The sequence below is a fragment of the Hymenobacter aquaticus genome (genome assembly GCF_004765605.1).
Lineage (GTDB): Bacteria > Bacteroidota > Bacteroidia > Cytophagales > Hymenobacteraceae > Hymenobacter > Hymenobacter aquaticus.
In genome coordinates, this window is the sequence record NZ_SRLC01000001.1 from 166,325 (window position 1) to 183,427 (window position 17,103).

The following is a 17,103-nucleotide window of genomic DNA, read 5'->3' on the forward strand; positions in this document are numbered from 1 at the left end:
TGCCCCTCCTTTACAAAAAGACTTTAACCGACCCGGATATGAGCGTCACCCGACTGAAGCGGAAGCACCGCAAGAACATTGCGCGTGCCAACAACAAGCAGCGCGTTATCAAGCAACTGCTCCTGACCCCCGTTCTGAAGAACGTGGACCTTGATGAACTGAAGTCCCGCTTCAACGGCGGCACCACTTCGGCAGCCACTACTCCCGCTACCGCCGAAGCGTAAGCTCCCGGGTAGCTGACGATGCTGATAGTCCGCAAACCAAGCTGGTAGGCAGGACGAAAATTCCAAGTCGGAAGTGTCCTGTACCTCGGCTTGCTCTCCGCGTCGGTAGGGTTCTATTAGCCTCAAAAAAGCGCCTTTTCCCCCGGGAGAAGGCGCTTTTTGCGTGTCATAACGCGCCAAGAATGGCAGCAATAACAGGCAGTTCCTAGAATGGGCGCCGCAGAAGGTCATGCCTGCACGCCGTGACGGAACTGCCGCTTACAGCTTCACCGTTTCACCACTTCACCGCGGAGCCCCAGCTCAATAGCCTGGAGCTGCTGCACTTTGCCGTTGGCCACTTCAAAGCGCAGCATGGTGCGCACTTTGTGAAAGCCGTGCATGCCGGCCGCGCCGGGGTTCAGGTGCAAAAGGCCCAGCTTCGGGTCGGGCATGACCTTGAGAATGTGGGAGTGGCCGGAAATAAACAGGCCGGGGCGCTCCTGCGCTACCAGCGGCCGGGCGGCGGGCGAGTAGTGGCCGGGGTAGCCGCCAATGTGGGTCATGAGCACGCGCAGGCCCTCTAGTTCGAAGTTCTGCACCAGCGGCTGAGTCTGGCGCACGTCGCGGCCGTCGATGTTGCCGTAGACGCCCCGCAGCGGGGCCACCGTTTCCAGGGCTTCAATCACGGCCGCCGAGCCAAAGTCGCCGGCGTGCCAGATTTCGTCGCAGCCCGCGAGGTGGTGCAGGATGCGCTCATCCCAGTAGCCGTGGGTATCCGAAAGTAAACCGATTTTTTTCATTGCCGCGTAAAAGTAGGACCCGTCTGGGGCTTACGACGAATTGAGGTTTGGGAAAAGGGACCTTGGGCGCAAGCCCGGCAACAGAACCGGCTGCATCCCGTATCTTGCCCAGCTTTCCGGATTTCCGTTTGCCAAATTTTATGCTGTGTTTTGCAACGGACCCCGGCGCCACTTCCTCATCATTTTGCCCTCCTGATTACCCTGCGATGAACGTCTTCATCAACGATATTCCGCTGATCATCAAAAAGAACAGCGAGAAGATATACAAGCACCGCTACGACCTGATTCTGAACGCGGAGGACGAGTTCAGCTCCAAAGATCTGATCGGCGATGTGCTCGTGCGCGACGTGACGGACCCCTTCATCGACCGGATTCTGCGGCTGATGGAAGTCAAGAAGCTCAAAAAGCTGAAGTCCCTGACGCTGCTGGCCCGCAAAAAGAAGCGCCTGATTCTGCACCTCAAAGACCAGTTCCGCATCGTGAAGGCTGCTGGCGGCCTGGTGGTGAAGGACGGCATGGTGCTGATGATTTACCGCCTCGGCAAGTGGGATTTGCCCAAGGGCAAGCTCAAAAAGGAGGAAGACCCGGGCCTGGGCGCCCTGCGCGAAGTGGAGGAGGAGTGCAACATCAAGGTGGAAATGGGGGAGGAGCTGCCCAGCACCTGGCATTCGTACGCCTACAACGGCAACAAAATCCTGAAAAAAACGAACTGGTACATCATGAGTTGCTCCGACGACTCGCTGATGAAGCCCCAGGCCGAAGAATACATCGAGGAAGTGCGCTGGATGACCCCGCAGGAAGCATTGGCCGTACTAGACGAAGCCTACGCCTCCATTGCCCTGGTCGTGCGCCACTACCTGGGCGAAACTTCCGGCACGGAGCCGACCAAAGAACCCGCCAAGGAAAAATAATCTAACCCCCTACGCCCCGCTTATGCGCCCGTTCCGCTACTTGCCTTTTGTATTGTTGCTGAGCGGGGTTGCCGCGTGCACCGGCAGTCAGAATGCCTCCGAGAAAAGTGCCCCCAAAATGGAACAGGGCACGGCCGCGAATCCCAGCCAGCTGGATTTGCCGTCTTTGGTGGGCAAAAACATCGACCAGGTGCGCCGCGCCCTGGGTACGCCGCTGGAAAGCAAGGACGACCCCATCGGGCTGGAGCCAAACCGGGAGCAGATGAAAAGCACGAAGGGCGCCGACTGGATCAACACGTTCGAAAAGAACGGCTCGACCATCGTGGTGAACTTCAACGCCAAGTCGCGCAAGGTGCTCGATATGGTGCTGATCGGTTCGGACGAGGATGAGCTGATGCGCCGCGGCAACCTGGTGATGACGGCCCCCGAGTACATCGTGCTGCCCGTGCCCGACCCGAAGCGGCCCCAGGCCATTTCGGGCGTCCGGATGGTGTCGCGCCGCTAGTGGCCGGCCGGGACCTCGTAGGCTGGTAGCCGGAAGGGCACGAAGTCGTCGACGTTGCCGCCGAAGCGGTGAATTTCGCGGATGATGGTGCTGCTGATGGCCGCCAGCGCCGGCGAGGTAATCAGAAAGACGGTTTCCAGCTCGGGGTTGACGTGGCGGTTGGCCTGGGCAATGGTATTCTCGTACTCGAAGTCGGTGGTGTTGCGCAGGCCCCGTAACAGGTATTTGGCCCCCACTTCCCGCGCAAACGTGGCCGTCAGGCCCTTGTAGGCCCGCACCGACACGTGGGGCTCATCCCGGAACACTTCCTCAATCATGCCTACCATCTGCTCCACGGGCAGGTAGCGCGACTTACTGCTGTTGTTGCCGATGGCAATGATGACCTCGTCGAAAAGGGAAGCACCGCGCCGCACGACATCGAGGTGGCCATTGGTAAACGGGTCGAAAGAGCCGGGGAACAGGGCAATGCGCTTCATGCGGTGAATGAGTGAAGTAAGGAATGAGTGAAGGGTAATGCCCGAGCGAATCAGGAGCCGAAACTCACTCATTCACTCATTTACCACGGCCCTCACTCGCAGAGGTGCAGGCTGTAGAGCTCGAAGTAGCGGTACTCGAATACGTCGTTCAGGCGGTAGCTGTAGGCCACGTCGAAGGGGCGGTTGCCGAAGCGGATGTTGCGGATGTACTTGCGCAGGATGGTGAACAGCTCGGAGTCGTGCATCAGGTCGCCCCACACCACCACGCCGTCCTGGTCGGGGTTGAGCTGCAGTTCCTGCATCACCAGGATGGTGTAATAAATCAGGTCTTCGGGCGTGCTGAAGGCAAACACGTTGCAGAACTCCAGGCGCTTGTCGCGCACGGCCACGATGGTAACTTCCTGGTGCCCCAGGCTCATGTAGAGGCGGCGCGGGGCGCCCACTTCGCTCTGGTGAATGATGCCTTCGAGCAGGGCGCTGGTCTGGTGCAGAATCTTGCCGGTGGGGTAGGTGGCGCGAAACCAGCTGGCCAGGGCGCGCTCGGCGGCAAATACGCTGACCATTTCCAGGCTGGAGTGGCGGTAGCTGCCCACCGTTTCGTGGTCAGGATCGAGGGCGTGGTGCAGGCGTAGGTAAGCCGCTTCGTCGCCGGGGCGCAGCAGGGGGGCGGGCAGCAGCGTAAACGAGCGGTTCTGTACGGCCAGGCGCACTTGGTTCCAGCCGGTCTGGCCCAGCAAATCGTGTTCCTGGGCCAAGGCCTGCAGCTGCTCGGCCCAGGTAGCGCCGCTGGTCACGGGGTAGTCTTCCAGGGCCACGAACTTGTTGCGGCGCATGTCGGCCACGCCCAGGCGCAGACCGTTGGCGCCGGCCGTCAGATACAGGTTGCAGCCGCCCGGCAACGCGGTTTCCAGCGTTTCGTCGCGCAGGGACTGCAAAGCAACGGGGGGAGCGGGCAAAGGCAAAACGGCGGCAGGCAAAGAGTTAGCAGACACGGCGGGGCGGAGAAAAGCGGCAATCAGGCCGTTAAAGGTACGAAAGGCCCGCAAACCACTCAGCAGCTAGTGGCCGTGAGCCGCGGGCGTTACTGAAACAGAATGTGGGGAATAAATACGTCGTCGGGGCTGATGACGTGGCGCATGATGGGGTGCACCTGGGTGGGCAGCAGCGCGCCCAGCTGCCGGGGCGTGAGAAAAGCCAGCTCCGTGAGCAGCTGGGTGTCGGGGCTGTGCTCGGGGTCGGAGCCCAGCCGCGGCACCGCCCCGGGCGTCAGCAGCTTGACCTCAAAAAACAGCTCCAGGGCCTGCAGCGTCTCATTCTTGAACTCGTGCAGGTGCAGAAAGCGGCCTACGCTGACTTCCAGGCCGGTTTCTTCCCGGTATTCGCGGCGCAGGCAGTCCTGAATGGTTTCGCCGAACTGCCAGCCCCCGCCGGGCGGCGACCAGAACGGCAGGGCATTGGGCAGCAGGCCGCGGTGGGCCGTCAGCAGCATGGCGCCCTGGTGAATGAGCATGCCACAAACCCGCACCCGCACCTGGCCCGTGTAGGCCTGCAACAGCGAATCGGGAAGGGCGGTGGGAGAAGCCGGAGTAGAGGAAGGAGGAAGCATACGGGAGCAGCAATAGGAGAAAGGAAGCTAGGAATTGGCGGGCGGCGGGGAAGAACGGCGGAAAAACAGCCGCCGGAACCGGCCGCCAAGATACAGCAGCAGCAGCACGACCAGCCCGGCCATTACCAGCGGCAGAAACAGGCCCAGTACAGAACCGGCCACGGCCAGAAAGTTTTCCAGCGTGGCCAGAATCGGGTTGCCCAGGCCGGCCGTGGTGGCCGTGGAGCCCGCCCGCAGCAGCGCGGTGCCACTCTGCACCATGCCGGCCGTGCCGCCGCCCACCAGCACGCCCAGGCCCCAGCGCACCACCGGGTCGAGGTCGGGCAGGGCCGAGGTCATCAGCAGGGTGCCGGCAATAAACGAAGCCGGCGTCGTAATGGTATCCAGAAAGTTGTCGATGACCGGCACGTAGTAGGCCAGCATTTCGGCCACGGTGGCGGTGGCCAGCACCCCGAAGGCCGGCCAGGTGCCCAGCCACGCAAATCCCGGCGACGGGGCCAGGAAACCCGACAAATAAGCCAGGCTGGCCGCCAGCAGCGGCACGAAGATGCGGAAGCCGCTACAGGCCGCCAGTGCCAGACCCAGGCCCCCGGCGACCAAATATTCCAGTGTTGTCATAGGCGTAACGAGAACTCAGGTGAGGCGTGGCGGGAAGATACGCAAGCTCACGGATTGCGCCGGCCGCCGGCCGCGTGCGTACCTTTGGGCCATGAGTACTACCGCCGCATCTGAGCTAAACGTCGAAACCCTGGAAGTTCGCATCCGCCGCAAGCTGGAACGTCAACATTTTATGCACCTTATCGGTGCCCAGCTGACTACCGTGGAGCCCGGCCGCGTGGTATTTGAAGTGCCGCTCGAACAGCGCCACCACCAGAACCTGGGTTTCGCCCACGGGGGCCTGGTGGCTACGATGGCTGATCTGGCCGCCGGCTTTGCCGCCGTTACGCTCGTGCCCGATGGCACCGGCGTGGTGACGGCCGAGCTGAAAACGACCTATCTGCGCCCCGGCATCGGCGGCACGCTGCGGGCCGTGGGCTGGGTGCTCAAGCCGGGCCGCCGTCTGCACTTCTGCGAGGCCGAGGTGTGGTGCGACGACGTGCTGATTGCCAAAGCCTCGGCCACGATGGCCGTGGTGGAGCCCCAGTAAACTATGGAAGCCCAGGATAACCGGAAATATTTCGTGTCGTGGTACCGGCTCGACGGGCAGGACCGCTACCTGATCTGGTGGACCGGCGACTACAACGATGCGGTGTGGGTGGATGCCAAGCGGCAGATTCCGGTCTTTACGACCATCGGTCAGGCCCAGGATTTTGCCCGGCAGCGGGGAATACCGCTGGAAACGGCCGAGCCTGAGTTGCAGAATCTGGACTGGGTGAAGCATTGGCTGCAACACCCAACATCAGCTATTAATACCGAAGAATGCCTGATGGGCTGGAATTTCTTCATCGATGTGGCCGATGGTACTGGCCGCCCGTTTGCCGGCCAGCGGGGTAAAATCCGAAAAGCCTGGCGCGGAAAAATATACGACAAGCTCTTTTTCGGTACCAGCACCGGCATGCTGCTGGCCCCGGAAGGAACGGCCCGCTATATTCCGAGGTGGAACAAGGCTGAAAAGAAGTTCTTGGCTAAGGTGCTGACGCAAGGACTGCGCATCTTTCGGGAACATATGCAGCTCTTATAAGTCTGACCCGGCATGTTATGGGAATTATTAGTATTCAAACTCTAACGCTGTTGTGATAAAATCTCTGCTCCTTATTCTGCTAGCCGCGCTGCTAAACAGCTGTAGCCCGGAAAAGCCAACTCAGGAAACCGCCCAAGCCCCGGTCGGGCCGGCAAAACCACCTGTAGCCGACGACAGCACGGTCCTCGCGCACCTTGACAGTCTGACGCAGGCCGTGGTGCAACACAGGTCGCTGCCGGCCCTGCAGAAGCTGGATTCCGTCGCCTGCATCAGCGACGGTTACGTGACGGAAGCCGTCGACGTGGCTGCTACCAGCATCTGGGACAGCCAGTTCACTTTTCTGGTCAACTACCTGTATCAGCATCCTAAGTCTCTGTTGCGGCCGCAGCTGATCTGGGGCCTGAGCGCCAATATGTACACCGCCGACAACCGGGCGCGGGCGCTGGCCGCTTTCCGGGCCACGGCGCTGGATAGTGCGCGCCGGGCGGGACTTTCTAGCGCCGAAATGGTGTTCTTGCAGAAGATTCTGAGTGAGGTCAACCCGGCCCGGCTCGATTAAACCGCCCTGGTGGCGCGCTACCTTTTTTCTACCGTATGCTTTCTGTTCGCACCCCGTCCGTTCGCGACTATTTTGCTTTTGAACCCACCCAGGACCAGGCCACGCTGTTTCGCAAGCTCGACGAGTTTCTGAAGGACGATTTGCCGGGCCGCAAGGTGTTCGTGCTGCGCGGCTACGCCGGTACCGGCAAAACCACCGTGGTCAGCGCCCTGGTGCAGTGGCTGCACCGCATGCAGCGCAAATACACCCTGATGGCCCCCACCGGCCGCGCCGCCAAGGTGATGAGCGCCTACTCGGGCGTGGCGGCCAGCACCATTCACAAGAAAATCTACCGCCAAACGTCCAGCACGCCGTCCGACAGCCTCTCGTTTCAGCGCCAGCCCAACCGCACCACCGACACGCTCTACATCGTGGACGAAGCCTCGATGATTTCCGATGAGAAGTCGTTCGGGGAAAACGGCCTGCTCGACGACCTGATGGGCTACGTGTTTGAAAAGCCCAGCAACAAGCTCCTCGTCATCGGCGACACGGCCCAGCTGCCGCCGGTGGGCCAGCTGCTGTCCCCGGCCCTCGACCCCGAGCTGATTGCTCACCGCTTCAAGGCCAAGGTCGACGGCGTGGAGCTGCGCCAGGTAATGCGCCAGGCCGAGGAATCGGGTATTCTGATGAACGCCACGGCCCTGCGCGAAGAGCTGCGCCAGGAACACCCCAGCATCCAGTTTTACACCCGCGGCTACCCCGATATTTTCAAAGTCGGGGGCGACAAGCTGGAAGATGGCCTGCGCTGGGCCTACAAGAATTTCGGCCACGAAAACACCACCATCATCTGCCGCTCCAACAAGAACGCCAACCTCTACAACCAGATGATCCGGCGCACCCTGTTCGACGCCGAGGAGGAAATCGAGGCCGGCGACTACCTGATGGTGGTGCGCAACAACTACTTCTGGCTGCCCAAGGATTCGGAAATGGGCTTTCTGGCCAACGGCGACTTCGTGCAGGTCACCAAAATCGTGCGGCGGCAGGAGGAGTTCGGCTTCCGCTTCGCCGACGCCCGCGTGCGGTTCGTGGACTACCCCGACGAGGAGGAGCAGGAAGTGAAGCTGCTGCTCGACACGCTGCACACCGAAAGCCCGGCCCTGCCCGCCGACCGTAGCAACGAGCTGTACAAGACCATTGCCGAGGATTACGCCCACCTCACCACCAAGCGCGACAAAAGCGCGGCCCTGCGCAAAGACCCCTACCTGAACGCCTTGCAGGTGAAGTTTGCCTACGCCCTGACCTGCCACAAGGCCCAGGGCGGCCAGTGGCAGGCCGTCTTCGTCGACCACGGCTTTCTGAAGGAAGATATGGTGAACAGCGAGTTTGCCCGCTGGCTCTACACGGCCGTCACCCGCGCCTCCGACCGGCTGTTTCTGCTGAACTTTAACCAGAAGCTCGTGGGCGACGCGCCCGCGGAAAAAGACTACTAAAGCTGGCAATATCACATGAAGTGGGGATTGTGAAGGTGAAACGGCTTCTGTAGCTTGCCGACAAATTCATCTTCATAATCCACCCTTTTTTCTGTTATGAAAAGCTTACTTCTGGCCGCACTGTGCGCGCTGCTAACGGTAATGGGCGCTTCGGCCCAGACCCGGGAAATCTACACCAGCCCTAAGTTCGGGGCGCTGGCCAAAGGTCATAAGTCGTTGGCCGTGTTGCCCTTCGCGGTAACGCTGCAGCTGCGGCCCAATGAAGTAACCAAGAACGGTGGCCCCGAAGGCGTAGCCAAGCTGGAGCAGCGCGAAGGACTGGACGTGCAGAACGCCTTGCACTCGTACTTCCTCAAGCGCAAAGCCGAGAATGACATCACCGTTGACGTGCAGGACCCTGCCCGCACCAATGCCCTGCTGGTGCAGAACGGCGTGACGGCCGCCAACTTTGCCACGTTCACGCCCGAGCAGCTAGCCAAGTTCCTGGGCGTCGACGGCATTATTTCCGGCACTTTCAACAGCACCCAGCCCATGTCGGCCGGCGCGGCCGTGGCCATGTCGATGCTGGTTGGCGTCAGCGGCCCCACCAACACGGGCAAGCTGATGATCAACATCAACGACGGCGCCACCGGCGAGCTGCTCTGGAAATACGACAAGTCGCTGTCGCGCGGCTTCGGCAGCGACACGAACACCATCGTGACGACCATCATGCGCAAGGCTTCGCGGCAGTTTCCTTATTCTAAGGAATTTAAAGGCTAGGCTGAGGTCCGGCGTTATTTCGGTTCTTCATCTGAACCTCATGCTCGCGTAGCAGGTTGTGGTGGCAAAAGAGTATTGCCGGGGCGGTGAAAGTTGGCAGGATAGTTGGCTCACCCCTCAAAATTTCTAAATTTGTTAACCTCAATTTACTAACGAAACCACCCCATGAAAAAGGCACTCATTCTGGCTTTGTCGCTTTCGCTCACGGGCCTGGCCGCCCAGGCGCAGTCGGCAGCCGTAAAGCCCGCCAACGCGCAGGAGAAGGTAGCTGGCCCCCAGATTCAGTTTGAAGAAGTGAAATACGACTTCGGCTCCATCAAGCAGGGCGACGTGGTCGACCATACGTTCAAGTTCAAAAACGTAGGCACTCAGCCGCTGGTCATTTCCAACATCGGCGTGAGCTGCGGCTGCACCACCCCCGACTGGACCAAGGACCCCATCATGCCCGGCAAGAGCGGCACTATCTCGGCCAAGTTCAACAGCGCCGGCAAGATGGGCATGCAGAACAAAGTGCTGACCGTGGAGTCGAACTCGGCCGGCGGCAACGCTATGGTATCGTTGGTCGGCGAAGTGAAAGACGCCGCCTCGGCCAACGCTACGCCCACGATGACCGTGGAGTCGAAGACCAACGGCGTGATGGACGAGAAGGATGCCAAGCAGAAGTCGAAAATCGGCGACAACAAGATCAAAGCCAAGCGCAAGTCTTCGTAGTCAGCTTTTCGCCGCACAAGCAAAAAAAGGGTGTTTCGCAGCTGCGAAACACCCTTTTTAGTTTATTTAGCCTGTCCCTGCGAGGCGTGAGCCATAATACGAGTAGGGCATTAGCACATTACCCACATTCCGCACATCAGCACATTAAATCTGGCGGGCGGCGAGTAACAGGCTGATCCAGCCGGCAATGAGTAGCAGACCGCCCAAGGGAGCCACGGCGCCCAGCTTGGTGATGCCGGTGAAGCACAGGGTGTAGAGCGAGCCGCTGAAGATGATGACGCCACCCAGCCACAGCCAGGCCGTGGTGCTCAGGCTTTTCATTTCGGGGCGCAGGGCCAGCAGGATGCCAACGGCCAGCAACGCCAGCGTGTGGTAGAACTGGTAGCGCACGGCGGTTTCGAAGGTGTCGAAGCGGCCGGAGGCTTCCAGCATTTTGCGCAGGCCGTGGGCCCCAAAGGCCCCAATGGCAACGCCGGAGCCGCCCAGCAGGGCCGCCAGTTGAATGATCAGACGAGCAGTCATAGGTTAGTTGTTGGTTGTTGGTTGTCAGTTGTTCGTTGACAGTTGTTCGTTGACAAGTGTTGGTTTTGAAATAGCCCTAACAACTGACAACCAACAACTATCAACTAACAGCTCCATAGTTGCGGGCGCCAAAAATAGCACTGCCCACCCGAATTAAGGTGCTGCCTTCCTCCAGGGCCAGGCGGTAGTCGGAGCTCATGCCCATGGATATTTCCCGGAAAGCGGGCTGCTGCGCGAAATAACGCGCCTTCAGGTGCTCGAAGTAGCCCCGCAGCTCCCGAAACTCCCGGCGCAGCTGCTGCTCGTCGTCGGTGTTGGTGGCTACGCCCATTACGCCGGTCAGCTGCACGTGGCGCATGCTCCGGTAGGCTTCCGATTCCAGGATTTCCTCGGCTTCGGCCAAGGACAGGCCGAACTTGGTTTCTTCGGCGGCAATGTGAAACTGCAGCAAGCCCTGAATAACGCGGCCGTGCTTGGCAGCCTGCCTCTCGATTTCCTGGAGCAGCTTCAGGCTGTCGATGCTCTGGATGGTGTGCACGAAGGGCGCCACGTACTTCACCTTGTTGGTTTGCAGGTGGCCGATGAGGTGCCACTCAATGTCGGCGGGCAGCTCGGGCTGCTTGGCTACCAGCTCCTGCACCTTATTTTCGCCAAACAGGCGGCCCCCGGCATCGTAAGCCTCCTGCAGCAGCGCTACCGGGTGGGTTTTGGTGACGGCCACCAGCCGGGCCTTGGTGCCCTGCAACTGGCTTTCGAAGTAGTGAAGGTTATCGGAAATCATTCTTTCTAATGTGCTGATGTGCTAATGTGGGAAATGTGAGTAATGTGCTCAGGTGCTAATGTGGGTTAAATGTGCTAATGCTTTCGGTGTCATTGCGAGGCAGAACTGAAGCAATCCGTCCTGTGAAATGTGCTCAGCCTTCTAAGGTGGAAAGCTTCGATTGTTGCTGACAGAAAAAGAAACTCAGTGGGAGAAAAACGGGTCGTACTGCGCAGCGGACGGATTGCTTCGTCTCTGCTTCAGGCGCAGAATGCTCACATCACACGTTTAGCACATTCAATCACATTAGCACCTGAGCACATTAACAGCTAGTCTTCCAGGGAGTTGGTGAGAAACGTGTTTTTCAGGGCCAGCCAGAGCAACCAGAGGCCCACGCACCAGAACAAATAGATGCGGTAATAGTCTTTGGTGTTGCGGTAGCGGGTCTGCTTGATTTCGGACTTTTCGTACTGGTCGATGCGGCGGAACACCCCGCGCAGGGCGCCGTTGTCGGTAGCCCGGAAAAACTGGCCTTCGCCGGCCTGGGCCAGCTGCCGCATGGTGGTTTCGTCGAGCTGGGTTTCCACGAAGCGCGGGCGGCCGTTTTCGTCCTGGCCGTAGGGTACGAAGCCGTCTTTGCCCAGCCCAATGGTGTAGATTTTAACGCCGAAGACGTGGGCCAGCTGGGCGGCAGTGAGCGGGTCGAGGCTGCCGGCCGTGTTTTCGCCGTCCGAAATCAGGATGCAGACCTTGGTGCGGCTGCGGGAGTCGCGCAGGCGGTTGGTGGCCACGCCTAGGGCTGTGCCGATGGCCGTGCCGTCGTTGGGTATCATGCCCAGCTTCAGGCCAGCCAGGCTTTCGCGCAGCAGCTCGTAGTCGGTGGTCAGGGGCACCATCGAGTAGGCGTCGCCGGCAAACACGACCAGCCCGATTCGGTCGCCGGAGCGGCCATCCACAAACTCGCGGGCCACGCGCTGGGCCGCCTCCAGCCGGTTGGGCTTCAAGTCCTGCAGCTCCATCGACGACGAGACGTCCACCAGCAGCAGAATATCAATGCCCTGTCCGGTTTGCACCACCCGCTCGTCGGTGCGCTGGGGGCGGGCCAGGGCTACGATGCCCAGCGCCAGGCTCAGGCCCAGCACCACGTCGGGCAGGAAGCGCAGCACCGCGCTGTAGTCGGGGCGCAGCTCGCCGGCCACGAAGGCCACCCCGAGGCGGGGCCGGCGGCGGTGCACCAGCAGCCAGCGCACCAGAAACAGCACCGGAATCAGGGCCATGAGCAGCAGCAGGCGCGGCTGCTGCCAGCTGTAGCTCGTGAGCGTGGCGTAGCGCAGCCCATCCACCATCGGAGCCAGGAAGCGTTGCCAAAGCTGATTCATGCGCGGTGGATAAAGGGAAAGAAAGCGGCAATCTACGCCCGCAGGCGGGCCGAAACCAAGTCGTAGCGCCGCTGGGCGAAGTCGCGCAGCAGCACGAAGGCCAGGTCAGTTTCGGATTCCTCCTCCGTAAACTGGTTGCCGTAGATAACCCGGTCGGTGATGCGCAGGGCGGTGTTCACGTCGTGGTCGTTCTCGTAGTGGGCTACTATTTCCTTGGTAGTAAGGCTGTTGATGGTGTTGTCTTCCAGGCCCGTCAGGTAGTTTTTCCAGAGCGTAATGGCCCGCTCCATGTTGATCAAAGACCGGGACAAGGTAAACCGCTCGATGTGGCGGGCGTACTGGGCCAGGAAATACGCGTGGTTTTTCCGCAGCCGGTAGCGCTGGTAGCGCAGGCGCAACGCCCCCCGGAACCCGATGAACACGCCGCCCAGCAGCACCGCCACCACACCCGTGCCGGCCAGCCAGTAGGGGTAGTTGAACTGCGTGGGCACCGGCACCAGCCGGGTGTTCTGGCGCAGGGCCGGCGCTTCCGGGCCGGCTGTCGGCGGGGCCGTGCGCTGCAGCCGCACCGAGGCGGCCGTACTGGGCACGGTCACGGTGTCGTTGCCTTGCAGCAGCGTCACGGGCAAGCTCAGGCGTTGCACCGGGTCGAGGGTGAAGGTGCGCAGGTGGTAGACGGTGCGGTCGACGCTCTGACCGCGGCTGGTGCGGGTGGGGTAGAAGGTTTTGCCCACGTACTCAAACGGCTTGAACTCGGCCGTGGAATCGGGGAAAATAACTTCCAAGCCCGGCCGGTGGGCGTAGCTCAGCTCGTAGTCGATGATTTCGCCGACCCGGGTGCCGGGCCGCATAAAGCGGCTGCGGGGCACCTGCGTAGAGTCGGTTGGCGGCGCCTGGCCGGCGCCGGGAAGTGCCAGCAGCACGCCGGCCAGCAAAGGGAAAAGACGCCGCATACCTACGCCCGGCCGCCCCGCTGGTTACGCCGCCGAAACAGCCGCACCAGCTGCGGCACGAAATCCGAGTCGGTGGCAATGGACAGGAACTCGGTGCGGTGGCGGCGGCAGATCTGGCCGATTTGCTCCCGGTTCTGCTCGTAGGTGGCCCGGTACCGCTTCCGAAACGACTCGGCCGAGGTGTTGACCCACACGGTACGGCCGGTTTCCTGGTCGAGCAAGGGCACGATGCCCAGGGGCGGAAACTCCTTTTCGCGCTTGTCGAGCAGCTGGAGCACAATCAAATCGTGCTTGCGGGCCAGCATGGTTAGCTCCCGCTCGTAGTTGGTGTCGATAAAGTCGGAGATGAGCAGGATGATGCTGCGGCGCTTGAGCAACCCCAGGGCCTGCTTGATGCCGCCGCCTACGGCCGTCTGGCGGGAGCGGGGCTCTAGGTCAAACAGGCGCTTGATGAGCGAATAGGCGTGGTGAATGCCTTTGCCGGGGGCCAGGTACAGCTCTTTCTGGCTGGAAAAAGCCAGAATACCCAATTGGGCCCCCTGCCGGGCGGCGGCCAGGGCCAGAATCCCGCAGATTTCCCGGCCCACGTCGAGCTTGCGGCGGCCGGCGGCGCCCACCTGCTGGGAGGCACTCACGTCGAGCAGCAATAAAACCGACTGTTCCCGTTCTTCCTTGTAGGTTTTGACGAAGGTGCCGTGGCCCTTGCTGGATACGGCCCAGTCGATGGCCCGCACCTCGTCGCCGTACTGGTAGAGGCGCACGTCGTCGAACTCCAGCCCAGTGCCTTTGAATACGGAATGAAAATCGCCCTGCAACTGCGCATCCGCCGCTTTCAGAATGCGTATTTCCATCTGCCGCAGCTTCCGGACGAGTTGTTGGAAAGGAGTAAGGGCCGGTGAATTCATTTCAGCTAAACTACGGGTTCCTCCTAACTTTGCACACGTGAAAAAGCTTCCTATCTGCCTGGGCCTGATTCTGAGTGCATTGCTGGCCGGCTGCCAGCGGCCGGAAGAGGCCGTGCCGCCTTCCAATCTGTTGCCCAAAGAAAAAATGATTCAGATGCTGGTAGAGGTGCACCTGAACGAAAGCCGGGTGGAAGCGGCCCGCCTGCGCGCCGACTCGTCCCAGGCCCTGTTCAACCAACTCCAGAAAGACATGCTGTGGCGCCACGAGGTGTCCGATTCCACGTTCTGGCAGAGCTACCGCTACTACGCCGTGCACGAAAAGGACCTCGACGAAATGTACGGCATCGTGCTCGACAGCCTGGCCATGCGCAAGGTGAAGATGCAGACCATGCCCAAGCAGTAAGCGCGAAAAGCGCGCCGCTAGGCCAGCCGGCTGCCGTTGGGCACCGGCCCGGCCAGCGTGGCCAGCACGATGTGGCCCTCGGCATCGGGCGCGCCCGTGACGAGCACCTCCGAGCGAAACGGCCCGATCTGCTTCACCGGGAAGTTGACCACGCACAGCACCTGCCGGCCTACCAGGTCGGCGGGCTGGTAATGGTGGGTAATCTGGGCGCTGGAGCGTTTGGGGCCCAACTCGGGGCCCAGGTCGATGAGCAGCTGGTAGGCGGGCTTGCGGGCCTCAGGAAATTCGCGGGCTTCGAGAATGGTGCCCACGCGCAGGTCGACGCGTTCAAAGTCGGCCCAGGAAATCGGTTCTGAATTCATGGCCGCAACTTACGACGCCCGCGCCTAAGGCTGCACGGCAAACTTGTCGAGCAGGGCCAGGCGCTGCTTCACCTGCGTTTCCCAGTAGGTTTGCTTGGCCGTGTTCAGGCCGTGGTTGGTTTCCCGGTCGTAGTTGAACTCCTCCCGCTTCCAGGCCGAAAACGACGCGTTAGTCAGGTTTTTAAAGGCCGGGTTCAGATGCTCGCAATCCAGCTTGATGAGGCTGATTTTCTGGCGCAGCATCCGGGCGTGCAGCTCGGTGATGTCGAAATGCAGCTGCTCGTGGCGCAGCAGCTCCGGCGAGGCTTTGCCCTTGTCGCGCACCCACGATTCGGTCGGAATAAACACGGCCTTGACCTCCGAGGAAAACACGTAGTCCTTGCACCCCACCTGCACGTCGATGTTGGCGGCCGTCAGGGCGGCCAGCTGGTCGGTGGGTTGGGGCTTGGCCTGAAAGTCGGCCCAGGTCAGCGGCCGGTCAGCCGACCAGCCAATCAGGACCGGGGCTGGTTTGACTGTGGGCTTGGGCTTGGGCGCGGCCGGTTGCGGGCCCTGGAAGGGCAGGAAGGTCAGCAGGAAAGAGAAAAAGAACATTAGCTATAGCAGAAAAGTACAATCGAAGGTGCGTCAGCACAGGGCGTACGGGCAAAACTACATCCGCCGAATTTCAATTCCACCCAGCTACATTCTCTTCATCAGATTAGCTGGCCACCGGTGCCGGCGCTGCCATAACCAGCGAGGCGCTATGCTGGCGGAAGCGCCACAGCAGCATGCCGGCCACCAGCGTCAGGCCCGTGAGCAGGCCGATCCAGACGCCGGTAGCGCCCAGGTGCAGGCGGGTACTGAGCCAGTAGCCGAAGGGCAGCGCCACCGCCCAATAGGCCAGCAGAGCTACCACGGAAGGCACTTTCACGTCTTCCAGGCCCCGCAACGCGCCCAGCCCCACTACCTGCAAGCCGTCCGAAATCTGGAACAGGGCCGCAATGAGCAGCAGGGTGGCCGCCTGGGCTACCACTTCCGGGTCGTGGTTGTAGAAGTGCGGAATCAGGTGGCGGCCGCCAATCAGCAGCAGCGCCATGGTACTCATAAACAAGAAGGTAATGAGGTAGGCCGTGAAGCCCGCCTGCCGGGCTCCGTTGGCGTCGCCGTGTCCCCGAAAATTACCAACCCGGATAGTAGCCGCCGCCCCGATGCCGCTGGCCGCCATATAAGTGACGGAAGCTACGTTGATGGCAATCTGGTGGGCGGCCAGGGAAGTGGCACCCAGCCAGCCAATCATAATGGCCGAAAAGCTGAAAGCTCCCATTTCAAACATCATCTGCACCCCGATGGGCGCGCCCAGGCTCACCAGGCGGCGAATCGTGGCCGGATCGGGCCGCAGCCAGTGCGTGGCGGCCGCGCGGTAAGGAGCCAGGCGTTGGGCCCGCAGCACGTAGGTAGCCATAAACAGGGCCATCAGGATGCGGGCTACCAGCGTGGCCCAGGCCGCGCCCATCATGCCCAGGCGGGGCGCGCCGAGGTTGCCGAAAATCAGGGCGTAGCAGAGCAGGGCATTCACCACGTTGGCCAGCAACGACAGCGTCATGGCCTGGCGGGTGAGGCCCAGGCCTTCGGCAAACTGCTTGAAGCCCTGGAAAATCATCAGGGGAAACAACGACAAAAACGTGACCCGCACCCAGGGCGCGGCCAGGGCCACCACCTCGGCCGGCTGGTCGAGGTACTTGAGGAAGGGTGCCACCAGAAACCCCACGCCGGCCAGCACCAGGCCCGCCACGGCGCTCAGCCACACGCCGCCCGTGAGCAGGTTGCCCAGCACCGGAATGTCGCGCTTGCCGTCGGCGGCGGCTACCAGGGGCGTAATGGCGAAGGACAGGCCCATGCCGAAAATCATCACCACGGTGCTGACACTGACGCCCAGCGACACGGCGGCCAGGGGCAGCTTGCCGGTCTGGCCCACCATCACACTGTCGCAGACGCTAACCAGAATGTGGCCCAGCTGGCTCAACACCACGGGGTAGGCCAGCAGTAGGGTGGGTTTGATGTGGGGGCGAATCTGGGAAAGGGGCATGGGCAAAAGCAAAAAACGAGGCGCAAAGGTACGACCCCCGCTTGGCCGCCGCGCCAGAAATCCGAAATAAG

The 17,103-nt window shown here is 61.4% G+C and carries 23 protein-coding genes; 10 read left to right on the forward strand and 13 right to left on the reverse strand.

Going from position 1 to position 17,103, the window contains the following annotated elements:
• Window positions 1–38 precede the first annotated feature (38 nt).
• A complete protein-coding gene (locus tag E5K00_RS00710; protein ID WP_135460683.1) occupies window positions 39–224 on the forward strand; it encodes a hypothetical protein in 186 nt (61 codons plus the stop codon).
• Between the two features lie 266 nt (window positions 225–490).
• Here the strand turns inward: E5K00_RS00710 and E5K00_RS00715 are convergent, their stop codons facing one another.
• Window positions 491–1,003 carry a metallophosphoesterase family protein gene (locus E5K00_RS00715; RefSeq protein WP_135460684.1) on the reverse strand — a complete coding sequence of 171 codons (513 nt, stop codon included), beginning with the start codon at window positions 1,001–1,003 and terminating at the stop codon, window positions 491–493.
• Between the two features lie 206 nt (window positions 1,004–1,209).
• Between E5K00_RS00715 and E5K00_RS00720 the strand changes: the two genes are divergently transcribed.
• Window positions 1,210–1,914 carry an NUDIX hydrolase gene (locus E5K00_RS00720; protein WP_135460685.1) on the forward strand — a complete coding sequence of 235 codons (705 nt, stop codon included), beginning with the start codon at window positions 1,210–1,212 and terminating at the stop codon, window positions 1,912–1,914.
• Between the two features lie 22 nt (window positions 1,915–1,936).
• Window positions 1,937–2,419: a hypothetical protein gene (locus E5K00_RS00725; RefSeq protein WP_135460686.1), complete on the forward strand. Its 483-nt coding sequence runs from the start codon at window positions 1,937–1,939 to the stop codon at window positions 2,417–2,419.
• On the opposite strand, the gene coaD is transcribed toward E5K00_RS00725, so the two are convergent.
• The 4 genes from coaD to E5K00_RS00745 form a co-directional block, all read right to left on the reverse strand.
• On the reverse strand, window positions 2,416–2,895 hold the full coding sequence (gene coaD, locus E5K00_RS00730; RefSeq protein WP_135460688.1) for a pantetheine-phosphate adenylyltransferase: 480 nt from the start codon (window positions 2,893–2,895) through the stop codon (window positions 2,416–2,418). The two genes, E5K00_RS00725 and coaD, sit on opposite strands and share 4 nt — an antisense overlap.
• 92 nt (window positions 2,896–2,987) lie before the next feature.
• Window positions 2,988–3,851 carry a DUF3822 family protein gene (locus E5K00_RS00735; RefSeq protein WP_167856687.1) on the reverse strand — a complete coding sequence of 288 codons (864 nt, stop codon included), beginning with the start codon at window positions 3,849–3,851 and terminating at the stop codon, window positions 2,988–2,990.
• A 125-nt stretch (window positions 3,852–3,976) separates the two neighbouring features.
• Entirely contained in the window at window positions 3,977–4,501 is a 525-nt protein-coding gene (locus E5K00_RS00740; protein WP_135460692.1) for an NUDIX domain-containing protein, read from the reverse strand.
• A gap of 27 nt (window positions 4,502–4,528) precedes the next feature.
• Complete coding sequence (locus E5K00_RS00745; RefSeq protein WP_135460694.1) at window positions 4,529–5,119, reverse strand: DUF4126 domain-containing protein; 591 nt, start codon at window positions 5,117–5,119, stop codon at window positions 4,529–4,531.
• A 91-nt stretch (window positions 5,120–5,210) separates the two neighbouring features.
• Here E5K00_RS00745 and E5K00_RS00750 point away from each other — a divergent pair, with 91 nt between their 5' ends.
• The 6 genes from E5K00_RS00750 (at window position 5,211) to E5K00_RS00775 (ending at window position 9,680) form a co-directional block, all read left to right on the forward strand.
• Window positions 5,211–5,648 (forward strand): PaaI family thioesterase, encoded by a 438-nt coding sequence (locus E5K00_RS00750; protein WP_135460696.1) that lies wholly within the window; start codon window positions 5,211–5,213, stop codon window positions 5,646–5,648.
• Between the two features lie 3 nt (window positions 5,649–5,651).
• A complete protein-coding gene (locus E5K00_RS00755) occupies window positions 5,652–6,182 on the forward strand; it encodes a hypothetical protein (protein ID WP_135460698.1) in 531 nt (176 codons plus the stop codon).
• A gap of 217 nt (window positions 6,183–6,399) precedes the next feature.
• Window positions 6,400–6,741: a hypothetical protein gene (locus tag E5K00_RS00760; protein WP_135460700.1), complete on the forward strand. Its 342-nt coding sequence runs from the start codon at window positions 6,400–6,402 to the stop codon at window positions 6,739–6,741.
• Window positions 6,742–6,776: 35 nt separating this feature from the next.
• A complete protein-coding gene (locus E5K00_RS00765; protein WP_135460702.1) occupies window positions 6,777–8,210 on the forward strand; it encodes an ATP-dependent DNA helicase in 1,434 nt (477 codons plus the stop codon).
• Window positions 8,211–8,306: 96 nt separating this feature from the next.
• The gene (locus E5K00_RS00770) at window positions 8,307–8,969 is read left to right on the forward strand and encodes a DUF4136 domain-containing protein (RefSeq protein WP_135460704.1); all 663 of its coding nucleotides are present in this window, start codon (window positions 8,307–8,309) and stop codon (window positions 8,967–8,969) included.
• Between the two features lie 165 nt (window positions 8,970–9,134).
• Window positions 9,135–9,680 carry a DUF1573 domain-containing protein gene (locus E5K00_RS00775; RefSeq protein WP_135460706.1) on the forward strand — a complete coding sequence of 182 codons (546 nt, stop codon included), beginning with the start codon at window positions 9,135–9,137 and terminating at the stop codon, window positions 9,678–9,680.
• Between the two features lie 144 nt (window positions 9,681–9,824).
• On the opposite strand, the gene E5K00_RS00780 is transcribed toward E5K00_RS00775, so the two are convergent.
• From E5K00_RS00780 to E5K00_RS00800, 5 genes are all read right to left on the reverse strand, one after another.
• On the reverse strand, window positions 9,825–10,202 hold the full coding sequence (locus E5K00_RS00780; RefSeq protein ID WP_135460708.1) for a DUF423 domain-containing protein: 378 nt from the start codon (window positions 10,200–10,202) through the stop codon (window positions 9,825–9,827).
• Window positions 10,203–10,302: 100 nt separating this feature from the next.
• The gene (locus E5K00_RS00785) at window positions 10,303–10,983 is read right to left on the reverse strand and encodes a YggS family pyridoxal phosphate-dependent enzyme (RefSeq protein ID WP_135460710.1); all 681 of its coding nucleotides are present in this window, start codon (window positions 10,981–10,983) and stop codon (window positions 10,303–10,305) included.
• Window positions 10,984–11,291: 308 nt separating this feature from the next.
• Window positions 11,292–12,341, reverse strand: a complete 1,050-nt coding sequence (locus E5K00_RS00790) for a vWA domain-containing protein (RefSeq protein ID WP_167856688.1) — start codon at window positions 12,339–12,341, stop codon at window positions 11,292–11,294.
• 32 nt (window positions 12,342–12,373) lie between these two features.
• Entirely contained in the window at window positions 12,374–13,294 is a 921-nt protein-coding gene (locus tag E5K00_RS00795) for a hypothetical protein (protein ID WP_135460712.1), read from the reverse strand.
• A gap of 2 nt (window positions 13,295–13,296) precedes the next feature.
• Window positions 13,297–14,145 (reverse strand): DUF58 domain-containing protein, encoded by an 849-nt coding sequence (locus tag E5K00_RS00800; RefSeq protein WP_245328177.1) that lies wholly within the window; start codon window positions 14,143–14,145, stop codon window positions 13,297–13,299.
• A 91-nt stretch (window positions 14,146–14,236) separates the two neighbouring features.
• Here E5K00_RS00800 and E5K00_RS00805 point away from each other — a divergent pair, with 91 nt between their 5' ends.
• Entirely contained in the window at window positions 14,237–14,602 is a 366-nt protein-coding gene (locus E5K00_RS00805; protein WP_167856689.1) for a DUF4296 domain-containing protein, read from the forward strand.
• Between the two features lie 17 nt (window positions 14,603–14,619).
• On the opposite strand, the gene E5K00_RS00810 is transcribed toward E5K00_RS00805, so the two are convergent.
• From E5K00_RS00810 to E5K00_RS00820, 3 genes are all read right to left on the reverse strand, one after another.
• Window positions 14,620–14,964 (reverse strand): tRNA-binding protein, encoded by a 345-nt coding sequence (locus E5K00_RS00810; protein WP_135460718.1) that lies wholly within the window; start codon window positions 14,962–14,964, stop codon window positions 14,620–14,622.
• 24 nt (window positions 14,965–14,988) lie between these two features.
• On the reverse strand, window positions 14,989–15,558 hold the full coding sequence (locus E5K00_RS00815) for a DUF922 domain-containing protein (protein WP_135460720.1): 570 nt from the start codon (window positions 15,556–15,558) through the stop codon (window positions 14,989–14,991).
• A gap of 106 nt (window positions 15,559–15,664) precedes the next feature.
• Window positions 15,665–17,032, reverse strand: a complete 1,368-nt coding sequence (locus E5K00_RS00820) for an MATE family efflux transporter (RefSeq protein WP_135460722.1) — start codon at window positions 17,030–17,032, stop codon at window positions 15,665–15,667.
• Window positions 17,033–17,103: the final 71 nt, after the last annotated feature.

What these genes read in the sequence shown, in the direction of transcription:
- E5K00_RS00710 (WP_135460683.1), top strand. Translation starts at nt 39, where the DNA reads ATGAGCGTCACCCGACTGAAGCGGAAGCACCGCAAGAACATTGCGCGT.
- E5K00_RS00715 (WP_135460684.1), bottom strand. Translation starts at nt 1,003, where the DNA reads ATGAAAAAAATCGGTTTACTTTCGGATACCCACGGCTACTGGGATGAG.
- E5K00_RS00720 (WP_135460685.1), top strand. Translation starts at nt 1,210, where the DNA reads ATGAACGTCTTCATCAACGATATTCCGCTGATCATCAAAAAGAACAGC.
- E5K00_RS00725 (WP_135460686.1), top strand. Translation starts at nt 1,937, where the DNA reads ATGCGCCCGTTCCGCTACTTGCCTTTTGTATTGTTGCTGAGCGGGGTT.
- coaD (WP_135460688.1), bottom strand. Translation starts at nt 2,895, where the DNA reads ATGAAGCGCATTGCCCTGTTCCCCGGCTCTTTCGACCCGTTTACCAAT.
- E5K00_RS00740 (WP_135460692.1), bottom strand. Translation starts at nt 4,501, where the DNA reads ATGCTTCCTCCTTCCTCTACTCCGGCTTCTCCCACCGCCCTTCCCGAT.
- E5K00_RS00745 (WP_135460694.1), bottom strand. Translation starts at nt 5,119, where the DNA reads ATGACAACACTGGAATATTTGGTCGCCGGGGGCCTGGGTCTGGCACTG.
- E5K00_RS00750 (WP_135460696.1), top strand. Translation starts at nt 5,211, where the DNA reads ATGAGTACTACCGCCGCATCTGAGCTAAACGTCGAAACCCTGGAAGTT.
- E5K00_RS00755 (WP_135460698.1), top strand. Translation starts at nt 5,652, where the DNA reads ATGGAAGCCCAGGATAACCGGAAATATTTCGTGTCGTGGTACCGGCTC.
- E5K00_RS00765 (WP_135460702.1), top strand. Translation starts at nt 6,777, where the DNA reads ATGCTTTCTGTTCGCACCCCGTCCGTTCGCGACTATTTTGCTTTTGAA.
- E5K00_RS00770 (WP_135460704.1), top strand. Translation starts at nt 8,307, where the DNA reads ATGAAAAGCTTACTTCTGGCCGCACTGTGCGCGCTGCTAACGGTAATG.
- E5K00_RS00775 (WP_135460706.1), top strand. Translation starts at nt 9,135, where the DNA reads ATGAAAAAGGCACTCATTCTGGCTTTGTCGCTTTCGCTCACGGGCCTG.
- E5K00_RS00780 (WP_135460708.1), bottom strand. Translation starts at nt 10,202, where the DNA reads ATGACTGCTCGTCTGATCATTCAACTGGCGGCCCTGCTGGGCGGCTCC.
- E5K00_RS00785 (WP_135460710.1), bottom strand. Translation starts at nt 10,983, where the DNA reads ATGATTTCCGATAACCTTCACTACTTCGAAAGCCAGTTGCAGGGCACC.
- E5K00_RS00790 (WP_167856688.1), bottom strand. Translation starts at nt 12,341, where the DNA reads ATGAATCAGCTTTGGCAACGCTTCCTGGCTCCGATGGTGGATGGGCTG.
- E5K00_RS00795 (WP_135460712.1), bottom strand. Translation starts at nt 13,294, where the DNA reads ATGCGGCGTCTTTTCCCTTTGCTGGCCGGCGTGCTGCTGGCACTTCCC.
- E5K00_RS00800 (WP_245328177.1), bottom strand. Translation starts at nt 14,145, where the DNA reads ATGGAAATACGCATTCTGAAAGCGGCGGATGCGCAGTTGCAGGGCGAT.
- E5K00_RS00810 (WP_135460718.1), bottom strand. Translation starts at nt 14,964, where the DNA reads ATGAATTCAGAACCGATTTCCTGGGCCGACTTTGAACGCGTCGACCTG.
- E5K00_RS00815 (WP_135460720.1), bottom strand. Translation starts at nt 15,558, where the DNA reads ATGTTCTTTTTCTCTTTCCTGCTGACCTTCCTGCCCTTCCAGGGCCCG.
- E5K00_RS00820 (WP_135460722.1), bottom strand. Translation starts at nt 17,032, where the DNA reads ATGCCCCTTTCCCAGATTCGCCCCCACATCAAACCCACCCTACTGCTG.